Genomic DNA, 21,114 nt, shown 5'->3' with positions numbered 1-21,114 from the left:
GGCCAAACAGCAAAGATCTCAATGCTTGTCGGTAATCTCCTCAAGATGATCCGCCACTTCCATCGGCTTGAGCACCAGCACGTCGCTCTCGACCGAATCGAGCACCACTTCCGCCGTATTGCCGATCAGTGCCCCTGATAACCCGCTACGTGCCACGGTACCGATCACTGTCACCGCCGCCTGCAGCTTGTGCACCATGAACGGAATCAACACGTCCGCCGGGCCTTCCTCGATGTGCAGGTGATCATCGTCGATGTCGAATTCCGCCTGGAACGCCTTGCACTGTTCGCGATAGCGCGCCTGGATGGTTTCGCTGAGTTGAAACGTCGGGTCGGCCGCCGACAGCATGGGCGACGGGTGGGCGCTGATCACGTGCAAGTGGGCCTTGGCCAGGGTGGCGATGTCATAGCCATGATCAATGATGGTGTCGTGCAAGTGGCGGTGTTCGAGATCGGTGTTGCCGACGTCGACGGCTGCCAGAATCACTTTGTCTTTCCATGAACCGGCGGTTTTCACCAGCAGCACCGGAGTCGGGCAGGACCGCAACAGTTTCCAGTCCTCTGGGGTCAGCAGGGCTTTTTTCAACGGGCTGTCGGGGAAGTGCTGCTTGACCACCAGACCGCAGCCTTCGGCTTGCTGCACATCAATGATGGTTTCGTGCAGGCTCTCGTTCCAGGCCTGCTCGGTGGTGACGACGTAGCCGTCCTCCGTTAATGCGGCCTTGAGCACACCCAGCATGCCACTGTGATCATGCTTGCGGTCGCACACCAGCAGATGCAACTGTGCCTGGGTCACGCTGGCAATCAGTTTGGCCCGTTTGAGCGCCAGGCTTTCCGAGTGCTCGGGTTCGATGACCACCAGAATGCTGCGAATGGCTTGCATGTGCGGGATCTCCTGAAAATAAAAAAGCACGGCGTTGCACAACTATAGTTGCTGTCTGCGATTCGGGGACTTGATGCATATCAACGGTTGGCGACTGGTGGTCTGCGGGCAGGCCGGTATAATCGGCGCCCTTCGTTTTGAACCTATTTTTCCGTGAGCCCCATGATCCTTCCCGAAATTCACGAGTTCCTTGGCTGCCGCACCCCCGACGGCTGGATCCAGGCCGCGCTGGCCGATCAGGAAACCCTGCTGATCGACCACAAGAACTGCGAATTCAAGGCCGCGAGCACCGCGTTGAGCCTGATCGCCAAGTATCACTCTCACGTCGATCTGATCAACATGATGTCGCGCCTGGCCCGGGAAGAGCTGGTGCACCACGAACAGGTCATGCGCCTGATGAAACGGCGCAAGATCGAACTGCGCCAGCTGTCCGCCGGGCGTTACGCGTCGGGGCTGCGCAAGGTGGTACGCAGTCACGAGCCGGTGAAGCTGGTTGACACATTGGTGGTGGGCGCGTTCATCGAGGCCCGCAGTTGTGAGCGTTTCGAAGCGCTGGTGCCGCATCTGGACGAAGAACTGGGCAAGTTCTATTTCGGCTTGCTCAAGAGCGAAGCCAGGCATTTCCAGGGTTACCTGAAGCTGGCTTATCAATATGGAGACGCCAAGGACATCGCCCAGGTGATCGACAGGGTCCGCGCCGCCGAGCAGGAACTGATCGAGTCGCCGGACGTGGAATTCCGTTTTCATAGTGGTGTGCCGGCGGCGTAATCCTGCACCACCCAGTCATGAACGGCTCAAACCCAGCCGTTCATGCCATTGCGCGATGGACTCTTCGGGGTACACATCGAACTGTTTATCCCCGGGTTGCGCCTCGACTTCCACCCACGTTGCCTTCGAACCCAGCATCAGGTGCGTGTGCTCCGGCGGCACCGGTAGCGGGGTGTCGATGGCCGAGGCGAACGGGTGGATCAACTCTGGCCACTCCGGGCTGAACAACCACAGACCCGAGCCGCAGACCGAGCAGAAATGCCGCTCGGCGGTGCTGCTGTGGGCGCGTTTGTCGCCGTCTTCCTTGAGTCGCGCATGGTAAATCGCGATGTGCTTGCGCCCGCGAACCTTGAGGCTCGCGGCATCGCCACCGAGGTTGATCGCATAGCCGCCACCGCCCTGGGTCTTGCGGCAGATCGAGCAGTAGCAACGCTGGTAAGGGTAGGGGTGGGCGCAGGTCAAACTGAACGACACCGCGCCGCAATGGCAGGAACCTTCGAGTTGCATGGGAGCCTCCGGCTGTCTTGAACGTACCCCGGACAGCCTAGACCGTCAGGGCTACTCGACCGGCACCAGAATCGCGTCGCCGGTCGCCACCAGTTTCAGTTGATCACCGGTTTGCGCGAACAACTCGGCGCGGGCGAACACCTGCTTCTTGCCAGCCTTCACCACCCGGCCCCGGGCGATGAACACTTCACCGATCGCAGGCGCCAGGCAGTTGACTGAAAAGTGCGAGGCCAGCACGTTGCCTGCCACGGTTCCAGCCGCGAAGCCACAGGCTGTGTCGAGCATCGCGCCAATCAGGCCGGCATGCAGGAAACCGGCGTATTGCGCCATGTCAGTCTTGCGAAAAGCCATGGTGAGTTCGACTTCGCCGCTTTCGGCGCGGGTGACTTCGAAGCCGGCCCAGCGGTTGAAGGCCGAGGTTGCGTTGATCTGTTTGAGTGTGTTGAGCATGGCGAATCCCTCCGGTTGAAGCATCAACATGCGCCGGGTGCGGGTGGATGTCATGGTCCATAAGGGAAGGTGATGGGCTGGTTGGTTGGTGGTGAATGGGCTGGCCTCATCGCGAGCAGGCTCGCTTCTACAGTGAGTGGTGGTGAACACAATCTCTATGTTCGACCGCAAAACCTGTGGGAGCTGGCTTGCCTGCGATGAACGATAACGCGGTCCCACTGGACGCCCACCAAAGGCCAAGTCAGCATGTCCCCCTCGAAACCGGGACACGACCTGATGCGACGACTACCCTCCCTGGCAGCCCTGCGAACCTTCGAATGCGCCGCTCGCCATGCCCATTTCGGCCGGGCGGCGGCCGAGCTGTGTGTCACCGACAGCGCGGTCAGCCACCAGATTCGCCAGCTCGAAGAGCAGCTCGGCGTGTCGCTGTTCGTGCGTGAGGGCCGGCAGATTCGCCCGACCCTGGCCGCCGGGCGCCTGATGCAGAGCTTGCAGCAGGCCTTCGAGCTGATCGGCGATGCCTGCGACGAGCTGCGAGATCCGTCATCCCTGGCGGTGTTGCGGCTGGCGGTGACCGCCGAGCTGGCGCAAAAGTGGCTGATGAGTCGGCTCACGGATTTCTACGCGCGTTACCCGCATATCACCTTGCATCTGTACGAGCAGCCGATCGATGCCACGGCGCCGGGGGAAGACATCGACCTGGCGATCACCTACGGCACCGGCCCGGTGGACAGCACCGCGTATTTCGTCCGGCCACTGCCGGCGTTGCAGTTCTTCCCGGTGTGCAGTCCCGGCCTGTTCAACCAGGGCACGTTGAAAACCCCGAAGGACCTGGCTCGCCACTGTCTGCTGCACGACGACCAGGACGGCAAGACCTGGACCGCGTGGCTCACCAGCCATGCCGGTGACCAGCGCCCCGACCGGCAACTGTATTTCGCCCACGCCGGGCTGGCACTGGAGGCCGCGGCCCAAGGGCAGGGCGTGGCCATGGGCGACAACCTCACAGCCCAGGAAGATTTGCTCAGTGGGCGGCTGGTACGGCCGTTTACGTCGAGCATGACTGCGCTGGGGCAATACGCACTGGTGTGCGAGCGGCTGCGGCTGGAGCGCCCGGCGGTGGCGCAGATGCTGGAGTGGTTCAACGATCAGTTGCTCGATTGATGAGTTAGATTCAAGTATTCCGAAATAATCATCGTTGGCGAGCCAGTCGCCAACGCCCTTAGCCTGTGGTCATTCCAATCCCCGTTGAAGAGGTTTGACCATGGCCCGCTTGCTCGACACCACTCCCAAACAGGACGGTTTCCGTCTGCCCGGCGAATTCGAAACCAAGTCCGGTTGCTGGCTCGGCTGGCCGGAGCGCACCGACGTCTGGCGCAACGGGGCCAAGCCTGCGCAGAAAGTCTGGGTGCAGATCGTCACCGCCATTTCCATGAGCGAACCGGTCACCGTGTGCGCCTCGGCGGCACAGTTCGCCACTGCGCGTCGCCAGCTGCCGTCGCAAGTGCGCGTGGTGGAAATGACCTGCAACGACACCTGGTTCCGCGACAGCGGCCCGTGCTTCGTGGTCAATGACCAGAGCGGCGAAGTGCGCGGCGTCGACTTCGAATTCAACGCCTATGGCGGCCTCGATGGCGGCCTGTACTACCCGTGGGACAAGGACGACCAGATCGCCGGCAAGATCCTCGAAATCGAACGCTTCGACCGCTATCGTGCGCCGTTGATCGCCGAACTTGGGGGTATCCAGAGCGACGGCCAGGGCAGCATCCTGACCACCGAACAATGCCTGCTCAACCGTAATCGCAACCAGCACCTGGGCAAGGACGAAGTCACCCGTCGCCTGACTGATTACCTCGGCGCCGAGCAGGTGATCTGGCTGCCACGGGGCTGCAAGTTCGACGAAACCGACGGCCATGTCGACGACCTCGCGTGCTTCGTGCGCCCCGGTGAAGTGGTGCTGCAATGGACCGACAACCGCGACGACCCGCAGTGGGAAATCTATCAGGAGGCCTACGACATCCTGCGCAGCACCCGCGACAGTCGCGGCCGCGAATTGATCGTGCACAAGCTGCCGCAGCCGGATGTGCTGGAGTGGACCGCCGAAGAAGCCGAAGGCCTGGACCAGCAGGACAGCACCCATACCCGCCAGGCCGGGACGAAGATCTGCGCGTCGTACATCAACTACTACGCCGGCAACAGTTCGATCGTGGTGCCGCTGTTCGGTGATCGCAACGACAAGGTGGCGCTGGCGACCCTGGCCGAGCTGTTCCCGAAACACAGCATCGTCGGCATCGAAAACTCCCGGGAAATCCTTCTCGGTGGCGGCAACGTCGCGTGCATCACCATGCCGCAGTACGCCGCCCCCCACTCCAACAAGAAAGGAGCGTGACCGTGGGCCTGCACAAACTGACTCAAGCAATACTGCTGGTGCTTGCACCCCTGTGTGTGCAGGCCGCCGACACCGCCAAACCGGTGGTCAACCTGTACATCTGGGGCGAGTACCTGGCCCCGGACACCTTGAAGAATTTTGAAGCGAAAACCGGCATCCATGTGGTGGTCGACCACTTCGACTCCCTGGAAACCGTCGAGACCAAGCTGCTGACCGGTCGTAGTGGCTACGACCTGGTGCTGACGGCGGGGCAGCATCTGTCCCGGGCCATCGAGAGTGGCGCGGTGCAGCCGGTCGACAAGCAGCAACTGCCGCATTTCGCCGGGGTCGGCGAGGAGTTCCGCCAGCACATGGCGGTGTTCGATCCGGGCAACCGCCATGCCGGGATCTACGCCTGGGGCACCACGGGCGTGGGTTATCAGGAGCAGGCGGTCAAACAGCGGCTGCCCGACGCGCCGACCGACAGTTGGGCGATGCTGTTCGACCCGGCCGTGGTGTCGAAATTCGCCGATTGCGGGGTCAGCCTGCTCAACGATCCCAACGAAGTGTTTGCGGCGGTCATGAAGTACATGGGCCTGGACATCAACCGCCAGAACCTCGATGACCTGAAGCTGGCCGAGCAGCAACTGGCGAAGATTCGGCCGTACATTCGCTATTTCGACAACGACCTGAACATCAGCGACCTGGCCAACGGCAACACCTGCGTGGCGATGTCGTGGAACGGCAACGTGGCCATCGCGGCGGGCCAGGCCGAGGCGGCGGGCAAGCCGTATTCGCTCAAGTACCGCATTCCGAAGGAGGGCACGTTGATCTGGTTCGATGCCATGGTCATTCCCAAGGATGCGCCGCACCCGAAGGCCGGCCTGGCATTGATGGACTACCTGATGATCCCGCAAGTGATCGCGCCGATCACCGACACTATCCATTACGCCAATGCGATCACGGCGGCGGACGCCCTGGTCGACCCGGCGATTCGCAACGATCCGGGGACGTATCCGCCGGCGGCGGTCAGGGCTTCGCTGTACAGCAAGAATGACAATGGCAAGGCGTTCAACCGGGCGTTGATCCGGGCGTTCAGTCGGTTGAAGTCGGGGTTGTGAGGTCAAGCCGACCCCTGTAGGAGCTGCCGAAGGCTGCGATCTTTTGATTTTGTTTTTCAGGATCAAGATCAAAAGATCGCAGCCTTCGGCAGCTCCTACAGGGACCGCGATGTGGTCTAACGGTTGGGCACCCGCCACAAATACCAGGAGGCCACCGTCCGGTAGGGACTCCACGCCAACCCGATCTCGATCATCTGCTTGCGCGTCGGCTGCATCTCCAGGCCCTTGAGTCGTCGATAACCCTCGCGCACACCAAAATCATCGGCCGGCAGGATATCCGGCCGCTCCAGGCTGTAGATCAGCAGCATCTCCACGGTCCAGCGACCCACGCCGCGCAGGGTGATCAAGCGCTCGATTAGCGCTTCATCGTCCATGGCCAGCGCCGTGGCGTAATCCGGCACCACGCCGTCCAGCGACGCCTGTGCGATGCCCTGGATAGTCGCGATCTTGCTCGCGGAAAACCCGCAACTGCGCAGTCGGTCGAAATCCGTGGCGATGATCTGTTCCGGCCTGGGAAACGAACCCGAACCGAACAGCGCCAGCAACCGGCCGACAATCGCATCCCCAGCCTTGGCATGCAGTTGCTGATAGGCAATCGCCCGCACCAGCGACTCATACGGATCATGTGCCGCATGCGGCTGGTGCAGGCACGGGCCGATGGCGTCGATGTGGCGGCGCCAGTCATCATCGATGGCCGCCAGGAACGCACTGGCCGCCTGATAGCCGTCGACCATGGGCTCAGGCTTTCCCGGACGGTTGCAGCAGGGCGTTCACTTCGCCGTAGGTCAAGGCCTTCAGGTCGTGGCTATCGAACTTGCCGGTTTGCAGAAAGCTTTTGGCGATGCCGGCCATGGCACCGTAGAGGAATTCGGCGATGCCTGAACCCGCGGTCAGGCGGCGTACACCGAGTGCCTCAAGCGCTTCGGGGGACGGCAGGCCGGGGAACCCCAGCACATTCAGTGGCAGCGAGGTTCCTTGGCACAACGCCTTGATCTCGTACTCTGCAGTAACGCCGGCGGCAAACAGGCCATTGGCACCGGCGGCCTGATACAGCGCGGCGCGCCTGAGGGTTTCGGCGACGCGATCTTCGGCGGGCACCAGGCCCCGCAGGTAAACATCGGTGCGCGCATTGATAAACAGGTTCACGTTGCGCCGGTCGGCCACCTGGCGCGCGATTTCGATCTTGCGTACCAGCAACTCCGGCGGTGAGGAACCGTCTTCGATGTTGATCCCGACAGCGCCGGCGGCGATCACCGCATCAACCACCTGGGTCACCCGTTCCAGGTCATCGGAATAACCGGCCTCGATGTCCACGGTCAGCGGTACCGAAATGACCCGGGCAATCGACTCGACCGTCGAGACCAGGCGCTCAAGGGGCAGGGTGTTGCCGTCCGGATAACCATGCACCCAGGCCACTGCCGCGCTGCTGGTGGCTACGGCCTTGTTGCCCAGTTGTTCTACCAACCGCGCCCCGGCGGCATCGGCGACGTTGGTGAGGATCAGCAAACCCTCGTGATGCAGTTGGTGCAATTGATTGTCGAGCCTGTCCATCGGGTTTCCTTCCTTTTGAAAAAGTCGTGGGGATCAGAACGCCAGTTGCTCCGTGAGCTGCACCGCCGCGTTCTCCAGCCTGAGCAAAAACGCCTTGCGTGGCTGGCCTCCAGCGTAGCCGGTCAACGAGCCGTCGGCGCCGATCACCCGGTGGCAGGGCACGACAATCGATAAGCGGTTATGCCCGTTGGCCAGACCCACCGCCCGGCTGGCACCTGGCTTGCCCAGGCTCGCCGCGATGGCGCCGTAGGTGGTGGTCCGGCCGTAGGGGATCTTCGCCAGTTCGGCCCAGACCCGGCGGGAGAACTCGCTGCCGGGCATGTGCAAGGCCACGCTGAACTCAGTGAGCGTGCCGGCGAAATACGCGGACAATTGTTCTTCGATCTGCTGCAAATGCGCGTTGTGCCCCGGTGCCACGGCATAACCGAAACGGTTTTGCAGCGCTTCGACCGCTGGGTTCAGCGAGGCCTGGCCGAGAAACTCCAGCAGCACCAGTCCACGCCGCTCGGCCATGGCGATCATCGGTCCCAGCGGCGTGGTCAGGCGCGTGAACAGCAGCGGCTCGCTGTTGGCCGCGCGGCCCGGGGTGATGTGAAACGATTTCTGGAAGGCATCGCGAAATCCGCTCAGGGACTCGTAGCCCGAATCGAACGCGACGTCGTCGATGGAGTCGCCCTGTCTGATCCCGCCCAACGCCATGCCCAGGCGTCGGGCGCGCAGCCAGGCGTGGAAGGTCATGCCGAAATGCTGCTTGAACCAACGGCGCAGTTTCAGTGGTTCGATGCCTTGGGCCAGTAGTTGGGCGTCGGTCCAGCGCTGCTCCGGGTCGGCGTCTAGCGATTTGAACAGTGTCTGCACCCAGTCCGGCGCGCTGGCGGCGGTGTCCAGCGGTTTGCAGCGCAGGCAGGCGCGATAGCCCGCCGCCAGGCATTGTTCGGCGTTGGCAAAGAACTCGACATTCTCAGGCTTCGGGCTGCGGGCGGTGCAGCCGGGGCGGCAGAAGATGCCTGTGGTCTTGACCGCCGTGAAGAACACCCCCTCGTAGGAGGTGTCTCGCTCGAGCATGGCGCGAACCATCTCGGCACGGGGTGGAAGCAGCGTTTTCTGTAGGTTCATGGGCGCAGCATAGATCGCGTCATGGGCGACCTCCACCGGAGAATCGACAGTGAATTTCGCTCCTTTGATCACTGCGAGTCAATGTGGGAGCGAGCAAGCGCGCTCACATGGGGAAAATATCGACTTCAGGCGCGTCTGGCCATCAGAAGCACCGAAGCTGCCGCCGACAGTAACCCCGCACAGCAACGGTTGAACATCCGCTTGCCCGACGGCCTGGCGAACCAACGGCGCATGTGCAGGCCCATGTAGGCGTAGGCGCCGATGGCGATCCATTCCAGCACCAGAAACAGCGCGCCCAACACCACGAATTGCGGCCCGATGGCGTGGGTCGAGTCGACGAATTGCGGCAGGAACGCGGTGAAGATCAGGATGGCCTTGGGGTTGCCGGCCGCCACCAGGAACTCCTGCCGGGCCAGCGCCAGCGTGCCCACGGGGGCTGAGGCCACGACGTTTTCCACGCCCGGATCGGCGCGCCACAATTGCCAGGCGAGGTAGAACAGGTAGGCCGCGCCGAGGATCTTGATGGCGTAGAACAGCAGCTCGGAGGTTTGCAACACCACCGCCAGCCCCGCCGAGGCCAGGGCAATCATCCCGGCGAACGCCAGTAGCCGGCCGATCCCCGCCACACACGCGGTGCGGTAGCCATAGCGGGTCGAATTACTGACCGACAGCAGGTTGTTGGGGCCGGGTGCCATGTTGAGGGCGAAGCAGGCCGGCAGGAACAGGGTGAGGGTGGCGAGGTCCATGGTGGGCTCCTGTAGCAAGAGCGCTATTTTTATCACGGCTCAGCGGTGGCCAGACCCATACAGTCATGGGCGCAAACCACCGTACACAGGGCTATCTGGCGAACTTTTTCGCCCCGGCGACGCAGAGGATCACGGCGACGGTGACACCCAGCATGCCGATGCTGACATGTTCATGCAGCAGGGTGGCGGCCAGCGTCAGCCCGAAAAACGGCTGGAGCAGCTGCAATTGCCCGACGGCGGCGATGCCCCCTTGGGCCAGGCCGCGATACCAGAACACGAAACCGATCAGCATGCTGAACAGCGAGACGTAAGCCAGGCTGAACCAGGCCGGCATGCTGATGCCGCTGAACGAAGCCGGCATGCGCATCCAGCTGAGCACCGCCACGACCGGCAGCGACAGCACCAGCGCCCAGCTGATCACCTGCCAGCCACCGAGGGTGCGCGACAGCTTCGCGCCTTCGGCATAACCCAGGCCGCAGGCGAGGATGGCCAGCAGCATCAGGATGTCGCCCTGGGGGGAAGCGGTCAGCCCCTGGGACAGGGCAAACCCGACCACCAGCAAGCTGCCCAGCACCGAGAAAATCCAGAACGCCGCCCGTGGCCGCTCGCCGCCGCGCAGGACGCCGAACACCGCTGTCGCCAGGGGCAGCAGGCCGACGAAGACGATCGAGTGCGCGGACGTCACGTATTGCAGCGCCAGCGCGGTCAACAGGGGAAAGCCGATGACCACGCCCAGGGCAACGATGAGCAGCGGTATCAGTTGCTGGCGCGCCGGGCGTTTTTCCTTGAACAGCCACAGCAGGCACAGCGCCAGGACCGCTGCGATGGTCGCGCGTGCGACGGTCAGGAACACCGGGTCAAACTCCAGCACCGCCACCCGTGTCGCCGGCAGCGAGCCGCTGAAGATCACCACGCCGATCAGGCCGTTGATCCAGCCGCTGGTGCTGTTTTCCAGCGTCCGGTGTTGCAGGTTCGAAGTCCGTTCCATTTGGCTCACGCTCATTGTCTGATTGCACGAAACTCATCCTATGAGCGACTATCGATACAATCAAAAAATTGTCATGGATACATCTCGACATGCCTCGATCCCGCTACAAAACCCTGGTGGATGCCTTTGCCGCCGACATCCGCTCCGGGCGTCTGCCGCCCGGCACGCGCCTGCCGACTCACCGGCAACTGGCCACCGAGCACGGTCTGGCGCTGGTCACCGCCAGCCGGGTGTATGCCGAGCTGGAGGGCATGGGCCTGGTCAGCGGCGAAACCGGGCGCGGTACCTTTGTCAGGGAAACCTCGCTGCCGCCGGGGCAGGGCATCTCGCAGCACGTGGTGGCGGCGGGGATGATCGACCTGAATTTCAACTACCCGTCATTGCCGGGCCAGGCCGACCTGTTGCGCACGGCCTTGCGTCAGCTGGCGTTGTCCGGGGACCTGGAATCGCTCCTGCGCTATCAGCCCCACGCGGGACGCCTGCATGAGCGGGCCTCGGTCGCGCGTCATCTGCTTGACCGCGGGCTGAGCGTGCCGGCCGAGCAGGTGTTGATCGTCAGCGGTGCCCAGCATGGCCTGGCGGTGGCGATGATGACGCTGCTCAAGCCCGGCGATGTAATTGCCGCCGATGCGTTGACCTATCCCGGTTTCAAGACCTTGGCCGAAACCCTGCATCTGGAAGTCTTGCCGATTCCGGTCACCGATACCGGGCCTGATTTGCCTGCCCTGGAAAAACTCTGCCGCAGCCGATCGGTACGGGCCGTGTACTCGATGCCGACCTTGCATAACCCGCTGGGCTGGGTGATGGATCTGGATCAGCGCGAGCAGTTGGTAGCGATTGCGCGTCGGCATGAGTTGACGATCATCGAGGACGCTGCCTACGCGTTCCTGGCCGAAGACGTACCGCCACCGCTGGCCGAGCTGGCACCGGAGAGAACGGTGTACGTGTCCGGCCTGTCGAAGAATGTCGCCACCGGGCTGCGCGTCGGTTTCATCGCCGCACCCGCGCAATGGGTCGCCGCCTTCGAGCGCACGATCATGGCGACCACCTGGAACACCCCGGGCGTGATGACCGCCATCGCCACGGCCTGGCTCGACGACGGCACCGTCAGCCAGTTGGAGGCGCAAAAACGCGCGGATGCCCGGGCCCGGCAAACCCTGGCCCGCGAGGTGCTGGCGGGGCTCAGGACCGTCAGCCACCCGAACTCTTATTTCATCTGGCTGCCGTTGGCGGAAGACGCCCGGGCCGACCAGATCGCCATGGCGCTGATGCGCGAGCAGGTGTCGGTGTCGCCGGCCGAGCCCTTTGCGATTTCGGCCTATGTACCGCACGCGATACGCCTGGCCCTGGGTTCGGTGGACATGGATTCGCTGCGTATTGCCCTGGGCAAGGTTGAAAAGATCGTTGGCTATTACTCATAGCGCTGCAGGGCAGTTTTCTTCAATACGCGAGCCGCTCGGCTCTTTACCTTGGGGGCCTTGTTCAATCCGATGGAAGAAGGTGTGCAATGAATCTGATGATGTCCATGGCGGCGTTTGCGCTGGTCGCTTCCATCACGCCGGGGCCGGTCAACATTGTGGCGTTGAGCTCCGGCGCACGCTTTGGTTTCCGGGCCAGCCAGCGTCACGTGGCCGGGGCGACGCTGGGGTTTGTCTTGCTGTTGGTGCTGATGGGGTTGGGCCTGCATGAGGTGTTGCAACGCTGGCCGGCACTGACCCAGGTGGTGCAATGGGCGGGGGTGGCCTTTCTGTTGTACATGGCCTACAAGCTGGCGGCCGACAATGGGCAGGTGCAGGCCAGTGAGTCGGCCCAGTCGCCATCGATGCTGTATGGCGCCATCATGCAATGGCTCAACCCGAAGGCCTGGCTGGCCTGCGTGGCCGGCATGGGCGCGTTCGTCGCCGATGGCGAGGCGCGCCTGGTCTGGCAGTTCGCCGCGATTTATCTGGTGATCTGTTATGTGTCGGTCGGTTGCTGGGCGTATGCCGGGACGTTTTTGCGCGGTTTTCTGAGCAACCCGGCGGGTATGCGGTTGTTCAATCGCGCCATGGCGTTGCTGCTGGTGGTGAGTGCGGTGTGTCTGGTGTTGCCGGAGATGCACTGACAACGAGTGTTTTTCCATCATCTGGTTAGTGTGCAGAAATGCCCTACGCACTTATCAGAAACAGCTTATATCGGTTTTCGTCATCCTCGGGAAAGCTTGCGTGCGCTTGAACGAGGGTGGCTTCCCAGTCTCCCCTTATCCCTCATGCAGACCCAGGGCGTTTGGATTATCTCAATCCCCCTGCGCTCCTTCTTCTACCGTTGCTGCAATTAACGACACGTTTACGGTGTTGACGCTGTCCTCACTGGCGAGGGCAGCGAACGGGCAATGGCAGAGCGCGACCCCGGGCTCACTGCTAACCCAATGTAAAAGGACGGACATGAACGACACCTTGCACCGTACGGACACGCTTAATCCCGTCAAGACCGTTATTTGCGGACCCCAAAAAAAGCACTGGATCGAGTTTCAGTTGTTGGACGAGCAGGGTGAGCCGCTGGCAAACCTGCCCTGGCACGCCGTGAATGAGGCCACTCGATGTGGCATCGCTACCGAATATGCCGGGCAGAGCGATGAACAAGGGGTGATCCGCATTGACGGGCTGCATCCGTTAGCCATCACCCTGCAAATGCAGGCCGATCCCTTGGCCGAGCAATTGCAAGGTCGGCGCCTGCGTGGCGTACGGCCGGAACCACCGCGACCGGGATTAGGTAACCGCACGCCACTGTATGGGCCGCAGCGCTCGGGGTTTTCGCCGATCGAGCAACAGGCGTTGATGGACGGTCATAGTTATCACTACCTGCGGATTGGGCAGCTGTGCGGTCAACTTCCGACGTTCGTGCCGCCTCTGCAGGCCCCGGCTGAGCTCCCGGCCTTCCATTTTCCCGAGCGGATATTGAGTGGTTTTACCGTTGACGATGAGCAACTGGATCGTCGTCATGTGCTGGAAGTTTGCCCGTTCCGAGCCTGGTCACTGGTATTGCATCACCAGGCGGAGTACAGCCTGGCCAATGCTTACAACCTGGGGTTGATGAGTATTCTGGCGTACAGCAACCGACCCAAAAAGGACCGTGGATCTGTTGAGGAGCTTTTTGAGGAGCAATGCCTGGATCTGTCGCGTACACCGCGGGTCTGGGATAACGGCCAAGCGTGGCCCTGTTTGGTCACGGACGTACCGTTCAGTGATCGTTATGGAACGGTTAAGCCCATAAATACGGCTCAAGCTGAGCCGCCGGAAGGCAACACGCAGCTGTTTTATGCCATCAGCGCCACTCAGGTGCTGGTCGCCTGGCGCGGCACCGAAACCGACGGTCTCGCCGATCTCATTACCGATGTCACCTTCCGCCCAACCGAGCCGAAGGTTGCGGCCCAGTGTGACGCCAAGGTGCCTTGTGGCGACCTGACTCCAGCAGGCAGCGTGCACATGGGTTTCCGTGATGCCTTCGAAGTGGCCACAAGGCGTTATGCGAATGATTTGGGCGAGACGATATTGGAACATGCGTTCGACAAAGAACTGTTTATCTGTGGCCATAGCCTGGGTGGCGCTCTTGGTCTGATTCATGCCGCGTCGCTCAAACAACGCAACCCACTCTTGTACACCTACGGCATGCCTCGCACCTTCACCCTCAAGGCTATTCAGTCCCTGAACGAGATCTGGCATTTCCGCCATGTCAACGACACCGACGTCGTCCCCCGTGTCCCTCCCGAGGCGGCGCTGGACAATCATCTGTATGACCTCTATGGACCGATGGGTACATTGCTGGGCTTTAGCTGGTCGGCCCGCCAGGCATTGGTCAGTGCATTGTTCAAACACGACGACCCCTTCAGCCATCACGGCGAAGTCGCCATGTTTTTCCGCACCGAACAACATCAGGAACAACCCATCACGCCATATCCCGCCTACCGCAACCCACAGGGCCAGCCCTATCGCAGCACCATCTCCTACAAATTGCAGGAAAAGGCCAAGTTGTACCTGGTGCCCAGCTTGAGTGAGGCTGAAGAACAGCAGGCCATGCAAGCCCAGGAGCGTCTGCATGCATCGCTCAACGCCGAAAGCCGCGCCAGGTTTTTTCCACCGTACAGCAACCCGGCAGTGGGTCGGATGCTGCGCATAGGTGACCACTACATGTCGCAGTACCAACCGTATATGCACAACCAGCTAATGGAGTCGATCAATTCCGAGCGCGAGCCGTTGCTGGAGCGGCAGGTGCAGCGACGTAAGTTCGAGCGGCAGATGCAGGAATACTACGGCAGGACTCCCGAAGATGAATTCACCCGAAACAGTGTGTTCCTCGAATTGCAGAAGCTGATCGACCGGGCCTTGCGGGTCACGCGGCAGGCGGAGGGCGGCGCCGAGGCGCTACAGCGCTTCGATGCTGTTGCTGACCCCCTGGCCTTTTACGAAAAAACCTTCGGATAAGGCCGTAACGGTAAAGGAAAATCATGCGCCAAAAAATCTCCGTTGGTTTGTTTGTTGCGTTGTTCAGCCTCAGTGGTTGCGGTCAGGATTACAGCCTGTCTCCGCCTGCGGACAGTGAACAGGTCACGGTGACGGTCAAAGTCCCCAAGGAACTGAAAGCGGAGACCATGCAGGTCATGTACCGCTCGCTCACTTGTAAACGTATTTCTCGAGGTGCCAGCGGTCAGCGTCTTGAGTCAGACGGTCATCACGGATTGGATGTGCAACTGCAACGTCAGGGATCAAGCGATCTCTTTCAAGTCAAGCTGCCGAAGGATGGCGGGGGTGCCTGCAACTGGCATCTGGCCAATGTGACCTTTGGCGTTGTCTATGTCGATCCAACCCGCTTCGGCGAAAACGTGATTACAGGAGGGGGGGGAGGAGTGATCGTGATATTTGACCACAACAATTCGCCACGAGGCGGTGCGGATATTGAAGTGGATGGAGATTTGACGATCAAGAAGGATTATTACCCTTGGTTGAAAGAGAGCTTTCTAGGGGGCTACAGCAAGCGTATCAGCCTCGTGGGAGAGGGCGATATCTATCTCAGCTATCAAGCAACGCAGGCGCGGAAAGTGTATTTCGAACCAGTGCTGCATCCCGACTTTGTAGTCTATTCAGCGGAACCAAAAGTAAAGAAAAAAGGTAACCACACCACCTTTACCTATCCCGACGGTACCGTCGTTGCGGATGGTAAATGGCATCCTGTTTTCTTGAAGCTACAAACTATTCGAACCGGGCGTGATCGAGATTGTTTCGATGTTTGGCGTTACGCCAACTGCCATGGCCGCCGTCCACAGCTATTGCCCGATTGGCTGCCCGAGCCTGACCAGGCGGGATTTGGGCGCTACCTCCTAGTCGACGAATGGGGCAACAAGCTGCCGTCGTATTCCTATCGATTGGTTGGCCAAAGCGGTGAGGTATTTCAGGGCCGCACCGAACCCAATGGACGGACAGCACTATTGCCTGTCAGTGCGCATCCGCTGCGCAAGGCCGAGTTTCCCGAGCGNAAGCGGTGAGGTATTTCAGGGCCGCACCGAACCCAATGGACGGACAGCACTATTGCCTGTCAGTGCGCATCCGCTGCGCAAGGCCGAGTTTCCCGAGCAGGCGTGGTGACCAGCAACCCGGCGGTGGGCCGGATGTTGCGCATCGGCGACCACTACATGTCGCAGTACCAGCCTTATATTCACAATCAGCTAATGGAGTCGATCAATTCCGAGCGCGAGCCGTTGCTGGAGCGGCAGGAATACTACGGCAGGACTCCCGAGGATGAATTCGCCCGAAACAGTGTGTTCCTCGAATTGCAGAAGCTGATCGACCGGGCCTTGCAGGTCACGCGGCAGGCGGAGGGCGGCGCCGAGGCGCTACAGCGCTTCGATGCTGTTGCTCACCCCCTGGCTTTTTACGAAAAAACCTTCGGATAAGGCCGTAACGGTAAAGGAAAATCATGCACCAAAAAATCTCCGTTGGTTTGTTTGTTGCGTTGTTCAGCCTCAGTGGTTGCGGTCAGGACTACAGCCTGTCTCCGCCTGCGGACAGTGAACAGGTCACGGTGACGGTCAAAGTCCCCAAGGAACTGAAAACGGAAACCATGTGGGTCATGTATCGCTCGGCCACCTGCAAAAGCATCACCCGCGGTGCCAGCGGTCAACGCGATGAACGGGACGGGCATCATTCCGTGTACAAGGAATTCCTGCGCCAGGGGCGCAGTGATCTCTATCAAGTCAAGTTGCCTAAGGGTGGCGGCGGTGCCTGTCGCTGGCATCTGGCCAATGTGACGTTTGGTGTCGTTTATGCCGATCCGAGTCGCTTTGGCGAGAACGTGAGCGCAGGGGGGGGAGGCGGTGTGGTCGTGGTCTTTGACCACAATAACTCGCCACGTGGGGGGACAGGGATCAAAGTGGATGGGGACCTGACGATCAAGAAGGATTATTACCCTTGGTTGAAAGAGAACTTTCTAGGGGGCTACAGCAAGCGTATCAGCCTCGCGGGAGAGGGTGATATCTATCTCAGCTATCAAGCAACGCAGGCGCGGCAAGTGTATTTCGAACCGGTTCTGCATCCCGATTTTGTAATCTATTCAGCGGGACCAAAAGTAAAGAAAAAAGGTAACCACACCACCTTTACCTATCCCGACGGTACCGTCGTGGCGGATGGTAAATGGCATCCTGTTTTCTTGAAGCTACAAACTATTCGGACCGGGCGTGATCGCGATTGTTTCGATGTTTGGCGTTACGCCAACTGCCAAGGCCGCCGTCCACAGCTATTGCCCGATTGGCTGCCCGAGCCTGACCAGGCAGGATTTGGGCGCTACCTCCTAGTCGACGAATGGGGCAACAAGCTGCCGTCGTATTCCTATCGATTGGTTGGCCAAAGCGGTGAGGTATTTCAGGGCCGNAGGATTTGGGCGCTACCTCCTAGTCGACGAATGGGGCAACAAGCTGCCGTCGTATTCCTATCGATTGGTTGGCCAAAGCGGTGAGGTATTTCAGGGCCGCACCGAACCCAATGGACGGACAGCACTATTGCCTGTCAGTGCGCATCCGCTGCGCAAGGCCGAGTTTCCCGAGCGGGCGTGGTGATCAGATGGCTCACCCCCGATACTGCCCCGGCGTCGCCGCCAGGTGTTGTTTGAATGCCCGTTGAAAATGCGCCTGATCGGCGAACCCCGCTTCCAGTGCCACGTCCGCGATCAGCTTGCCGCTGCGCAATTGATCCTGGGCGAACTGGATGCGCCGGTTCACCAGGAACGCGTGGGGCGTCATGCCGTAATGCTGCTTGAAGGCGCGGATCAGGTAGGACGGCGACAGTTGCGCCGCCTGGCAAATGTCTTCGAGCCTGAGGGTTTGCGTGCAGTGGTCACGGATGTAATCGGCCGCGCGCTCCAGCTTGAAGTTGGGTTCGCGCAGCGGCTGGGCTGCCGGGTTGAGTCGTAGTTGAACCTCGGTAAAGAACTCCACGGCCACGCTGTGTTTGCGCAGCACGTCTTGCTGTGGATCGACCAGCACCTCATACAAACCCGCGAGGCCGGCAAACAGGTGGGCGTCGCGGGTATGGGTCAGGGAAAAGCGGCGAAACGCCGCGTCATCGCTGAGCCCGAGCTGATGCTGCAAATCGGTCAGCCACGGCGTATCGACGTACAGCATCAGGTACGACCAGGGTTGGTCTTCGATCGGGTTGCAGGCGTGGACGTCGCCGGGGTTCATCAGCACCACCGTGCCGACGCCGACCTCGAACGCCGACTGCTCATGCAGATAAGTACTGCGCCCGGCGGTGATCGCCCCGATGGAAAAGTGCTCGTGGGCGTGCCGGGTGTAGCAGACTTCGCGCCCGTCGGCGATGGAGCGGGCTTCGATGAAGGGCAGGGCATCATCACGCCAGAAGCGCGGGGCCTTGTCGGCGTTCTTGGCAACGGCGTGCTTCATGCTCACTCCTCGGCAGGTCAGCGCCCGAGTGTATTAGCTCTCGCCGTCAAAGGCTCGTTGCAGTGTGGCGATATCGAGTTTTTTCATCTGCATCATCGCCTGCATGGCCCGCTGGGATTTCTTCGTGTCGGGGTCCTTGATCATGTCCATCATCGCGACGGGGACGATCTGCCACGACAGCCCGAACTTGTCCTTGAGCCAACCGCATTGCTGGGCTTCGGGCGCGCCACCGGCCGACAGGTTGCCCCAGTAATGATCGACTTCATCCTGTGTCAGGCAATTGACCTGAAACGAAACCGCTTCGCTGAACTTGAATAAAGGCCCGCCGTTGAGGCCGGTGAAACTCTGCCCGTCGAGCTCGAAGCTGACGGTCATGACCGAACCCACGGGCCGGCCGTGGAACTCGAATCCGGCGTGGCCGTAATGGGTGATGGCAGTGATTTTCGAGTGGTCGAAGATCGAGCAATAGAATTTCGCCGCCTCTTCGGCCTGATCGTCGAACCACAGGCAGGGCGTGAGTTTTTGTACGCGTAGCATGGCGCCAGCTCCTCTGCAGGTAACGCATGTTCCGGACTTTCAGCGTAGTCAGCCTCTGGTCGTCTGGCCGTACCGTAGATCGAGAAAATTGCCGCAGGGTAGCGTGACGGTAGTCAAAATGACTTTAAGTGGAGTCAAACAGACTATTTTTGCCGTGGGTCGTTATGACTCGTATATGCGCAAGTGCCTGGATTTAAAGGGGCAAAAAGCTGGCACGGGACTTGAAGAGGTAAAGGTGCAACTGAACGCCTTCAGGAGTACGCACAATGTTCAACTTCTTCAGCAACCCTCGGAACGTTCTTCAATGGTCGAGCCGTATGCTCGGCGCGTATCGCCTGAGCCAGTTCCCGGCTCGAGTGGTGGCTTGATGCGTCGGCTTGCCGTTGCACCAGTCTTCAGCCTGGGCTTTCGCCCCTTCTTTCTGGCGGGGGCCGGGTTCGCGGCCATCGCCATCGCGATCTGGGCCTTGTGGCTGTACGGCCGCTTGCCCGCTGCGCAGCCGGTGGGCGGCATGCTCGCCTGGCATCGACATGAAATGCCTTTCGGATTTGCCACGGCCATCATTGCCGGGTTCCTGCTCACGGCGGTGCCCAACTGGACCGGCCGGCCAGGGCTCAAGGGTTGGCCGCTGATCGGCCTGGTGCTGGTGTGGCTGCTGGCACGGCTGGCCTGGTGCCTGCCGATACCTGCGCCCTGGCTGCTGGCCTTGCAGGTTCCGTTTCTGCCGTTGCTGGCGTGGGCGTTGGGGCGCGATCTGCTGGCGGCGGGCAAGCGCGAGAATTATCCGATTCTGTTGATGGTGACGCTGCTGGCCGGGTGTCAGGCGTTGACGTTGCTGGGGCTCGCCGTTGAAGACGCCAATCTGCAACGTCATGGCGTGCTGGCTGCCTTGTGGCTGGTGGGTGCGCTGATGAGCGTGATCGGCGGGCGGGTGATTCCTTTTTTTATCCAGCGCGGCTTGAACCGTCCCGCAACGCCTGCTGCCCATCCATTGCCGGGCAAGGTGTTGCTGATCAGCGCCATGCTGGCAGCGGTGTCCTTTGCCGCCGGTTTGAATGACGTCCCACGGGTGTGGCTGGCGCTGATGTTTGCGTTGATCAGCGGTTTGCATCTGCTGCGATTGTGGCGCTGGCATGATCGCGGCCTGTGGCGCGTGCCGCTGCTGTGGTCGCTGTACCTGGCTTACGCCTGGCTAGCGGTGGCGACGCTGGCCATGGCGCTGTGGCACCTGGGCTGGATGCCGCAACAAAGCCTGGCCACCCATGCGCTGGCCGTCGGCGGCATCGGCGGGCTGGTTCTGGCGATGATCGCCCGGGTCAGCCTGGGGCATACCGGGCGCTTGTTGCAGCCGTCCAAAGCGATCGTCGCGGGGTTTTCCCTGTTGCTGCTGGCGGGTGTATTTCGAGTGTGGTTGGTGCCGTTTTCCAGTCATGGCCTGGCGCTGTCGGCGTTGCTGTGGTGTAGCGCTTTCGGTGTTTTTGTCTGGCGCTACACCGGCATTTTATTGGGGCCGAGGCTCTAGCCAAGACCTTCAGGGCCGCCTTTCGAGGCGGCTTTTTCATGACCGGTGGTCGATGCGCCACGGCCTGCCGGCAAATTTGCGCTTAGCTGAAGGGATAGCCTGAGGCGCGCGCAGGTTTTACAAGGCCGCAGCGACGCCCCTTCAGATCACCCTGAGTCTGAGGAACTGCGCCATGCTGACCCTGAACATCAATGGCCAGGATCAGGAGCTGGATGTCCCCGCCGACATGCCGCTGCTCTGGGTCTTGCGCGATGTTGCCCACCTCACCGGCACCAAGTTCGGCTGTGGCATCGCCCAATGCGGGGCTTGCACCGTACACGTCGATGGCGCGCCGCTGCGCTCGTGCATCACACCGGCCACGGCCGTGGCCCATGGGCAAAAAATTCTCACCATCGAAGGCCTTTCCGCGGACGGCTCGCACCCGGTGCAACAGGCCTGGGCGGAGCTTGACGTGGTTCAGTGTGGTTACTGCCAGTCCGGGCAGATCATGTCGGCGGCGGCATTGCTGGCGAAGATTCCGAAGCCAACCGACAACGACATCGATCAGGCGCTGTCCGGCAACATCTGCCGTTGCGGCACTTACCCGCGGATCCGTGCGGCGGTCAAACGCGCCGCCGAGCTGGGTTGAGGTGGC

20 protein-coding genes are annotated in these 21,114 nt (G+C 61.3%); 10 read left to right on the top strand and 10 right to left on the bottom strand.

Translation table 11 applies throughout. The features are described from left to right. Positions 1-18 precede the first annotated feature (18 nt). Positions 19-882 carry a universal stress protein gene (locus ASD95_RS23215; RefSeq protein ID WP_056727703.1) on the bottom strand — a complete coding sequence of 288 codons (864 nt, stop codon included), beginning with the start codon at positions 880-882 and terminating at the stop codon, positions 19-21. Between the two features lie 162 nt (positions 883-1,044). Between ASD95_RS23215 and ASD95_RS23210 the strand changes: the two genes are divergently transcribed. Continuing rightward, positions 1,045-1,650, top strand: a complete 606-nt coding sequence (locus tag ASD95_RS23210) for a tRNA-(ms[2]io[6]A)-hydroxylase (RefSeq protein ID WP_056727701.1) — start codon at positions 1,045-1,047, stop codon at positions 1,648-1,650. A 15-nt stretch (positions 1,651-1,665) separates the two neighbouring features. Here ASD95_RS23210 and ASD95_RS23205 read toward each other — a convergent pair whose 3' ends face one another. Both ASD95_RS23205 and ASD95_RS23200 read right to left on the bottom strand, forming a co-directional pair. Continuing rightward, positions 1,666-2,157, bottom strand: a complete 492-nt coding sequence (locus ASD95_RS23205; protein WP_056727699.1) for a GFA family protein — start codon at positions 2,155-2,157, stop codon at positions 1,666-1,668. Between the two features lie 51 nt (positions 2,158-2,208). Beyond that, a complete protein-coding gene (locus ASD95_RS23200; protein ID WP_056727697.1) occupies positions 2,209-2,607 on the bottom strand; it encodes a PaaI family thioesterase in 399 nt (132 codons plus the stop codon). A 276-nt stretch (positions 2,608-2,883) separates the two neighbouring features. On the opposite strand from ASD95_RS23200, the gene ASD95_RS23195 reads away from it, so the two are divergent. The 3 genes from ASD95_RS23195 (at position 2,884) to ASD95_RS23185 (ending at position 6,093) form a co-directional block, all read left to right on the top strand. Continuing rightward, positions 2,884-3,768, top strand: a complete 885-nt coding sequence (locus ASD95_RS23195) for a LysR substrate-binding domain-containing protein (protein WP_056727695.1) — start codon at positions 2,884-2,886, stop codon at positions 3,766-3,768. Between the two features lie 100 nt (positions 3,769-3,868). Then, on the top strand, positions 3,869-4,993 hold the full coding sequence (gene aguA, locus ASD95_RS23190) for an agmatine deiminase (protein WP_056727694.1): 1,125 nt from the start codon (positions 3,869-3,871) through the stop codon (positions 4,991-4,993). Positions 4,994-4,995: 2 nt separating this feature from the next. Further along, positions 4,996-6,093: an extracellular solute-binding protein gene (locus ASD95_RS23185; RefSeq protein WP_056727692.1), complete on the top strand. Its 1,098-nt coding sequence runs from the start codon at positions 4,996-4,998 to the stop codon at positions 6,091-6,093. A gap of 116 nt (positions 6,094-6,209) precedes the next feature. On the opposite strand, the gene ASD95_RS23180 is transcribed toward ASD95_RS23185, so the two are convergent. The 5 genes from ASD95_RS23180 to ASD95_RS23160 all read right to left on the bottom strand — a co-directional run bounded on the left by ASD95_RS23180 (position 6,210) and on the right by ASD95_RS23160 (position 10,494). After that, entirely contained in the window at positions 6,210-6,827 is a 618-nt protein-coding gene (locus ASD95_RS23180; RefSeq protein WP_056727690.1) for a DNA-3-methyladenine glycosylase family protein, read from the bottom strand. A gap of 4 nt (positions 6,828-6,831) precedes the next feature. After that, positions 6,832-7,644 carry an isocitrate lyase/PEP mutase family protein gene (locus ASD95_RS23175; protein ID WP_056727689.1) on the bottom strand — a complete coding sequence of 271 codons (813 nt, stop codon included), beginning with the start codon at positions 7,642-7,644 and terminating at the stop codon, positions 6,832-6,834. Positions 7,645-7,677: 33 nt separating this feature from the next. Further along, positions 7,678-8,760, bottom strand: coding sequence for a bifunctional transcriptional activator/DNA repair enzyme AdaA (locus ASD95_RS23170; protein ID WP_056728092.1), 1,083 nt, complete (start codon positions 8,758-8,760; stop codon positions 7,678-7,680). Between the two features lie 125 nt (positions 8,761-8,885). Continuing rightward, complete coding sequence (locus ASD95_RS23165) at positions 8,886-9,506, bottom strand: LysE family translocator (RefSeq protein WP_056727687.1); 621 nt, start codon at positions 9,504-9,506, stop codon at positions 8,886-8,888. Between the two features lie 91 nt (positions 9,507-9,597). Continuing rightward, on the bottom strand, positions 9,598-10,494 hold the full coding sequence (locus ASD95_RS23160) for a DMT family transporter (RefSeq protein WP_056727685.1): 897 nt from the start codon (positions 10,492-10,494) through the stop codon (positions 9,598-9,600). Between the two features lie 89 nt (positions 10,495-10,583). Between ASD95_RS23160 and ASD95_RS23155 the strand changes: the two genes are divergently transcribed. The 4 genes from ASD95_RS23155 (at position 10,584) to ASD95_RS23135 (ending at position 16,420) form a co-directional block, all read left to right on the top strand. Beyond that, the gene (locus ASD95_RS23155; protein ID WP_056727683.1) at positions 10,584-11,915 is read left to right on the top strand and encodes an aminotransferase-like domain-containing protein; all 1,332 of its coding nucleotides are present in this window, start codon (positions 10,584-10,586) and stop codon (positions 11,913-11,915) included. Positions 11,916-12,001: 86 nt separating this feature from the next. Continuing rightward, positions 12,002-12,598, top strand: coding sequence for a LysE family translocator (locus ASD95_RS23150; protein WP_056727681.1), 597 nt, complete (start codon positions 12,002-12,004; stop codon positions 12,596-12,598). A 319-nt stretch (positions 12,599-12,917) separates the two neighbouring features. Continuing rightward, positions 12,918-14,954 (top strand): lipase family protein, encoded by a 2,037-nt coding sequence (locus ASD95_RS23145; RefSeq protein ID WP_056727679.1) that lies wholly within the window; start codon positions 12,918-12,920, stop codon positions 14,952-14,954. Positions 14,955-16,108: 1,154 nt separating this feature from the next. Continuing rightward, the gene (locus ASD95_RS23135; protein WP_223542577.1) at positions 16,109-16,420 is read left to right on the top strand and encodes a hypothetical protein; all 312 of its coding nucleotides are present in this window, start codon (positions 16,109-16,111) and stop codon (positions 16,418-16,420) included. A 1,167-nt stretch (positions 16,421-17,587) separates the two neighbouring features. Here ASD95_RS23135 and ASD95_RS23125 read toward each other — a convergent pair. Together ASD95_RS23125 and ASD95_RS23120 are read right to left on the bottom strand one after the other, a co-directional pair. Continuing rightward, complete coding sequence (locus tag ASD95_RS23125; protein ID WP_056727672.1) at positions 17,588-18,421, bottom strand: helix-turn-helix transcriptional regulator; 834 nt, start codon at positions 18,419-18,421, stop codon at positions 17,588-17,590. A 33-nt stretch (positions 18,422-18,454) separates the two neighbouring features. Then, positions 18,455-18,958: a VOC family protein gene (locus ASD95_RS23120; RefSeq protein ID WP_056727670.1), complete on the bottom strand. Its 504-nt coding sequence runs from the start codon at positions 18,956-18,958 to the stop codon at positions 18,455-18,457. 367 nt (positions 18,959-19,325) lie between these two features. On the opposite strand from ASD95_RS23120, the gene ASD95_RS23115 reads away from it, so the two are divergent. Both ASD95_RS23115 and ASD95_RS23110 read left to right on the top strand, forming a co-directional pair. Continuing rightward, a complete protein-coding gene (locus ASD95_RS23115; RefSeq protein WP_056727668.1) occupies positions 19,326-20,480 on the top strand; it encodes an NnrS family protein in 1,155 nt (384 codons plus the stop codon). Between the two features lie 172 nt (positions 20,481-20,652). Then, positions 20,653-21,108: a (2Fe-2S)-binding protein gene (locus ASD95_RS23110; protein WP_056727666.1), complete on the top strand. Its 456-nt coding sequence runs from the start codon at positions 20,653-20,655 to the stop codon at positions 21,106-21,108. Positions 21,109-21,114: the final 6 nt, after the last annotated feature.

This window comes from Pseudomonas sp. Root71 (assembly GCF_001429045.1).
Lineage (GTDB): Bacteria > Pseudomonadota > Gammaproteobacteria > Pseudomonadales > Pseudomonadaceae > Aquipseudomonas > Aquipseudomonas monachiensis.
Note: the sequence above shows the minus strand (reverse complement) of the source record. Positions and strands in the feature narration are given on the sequence as shown.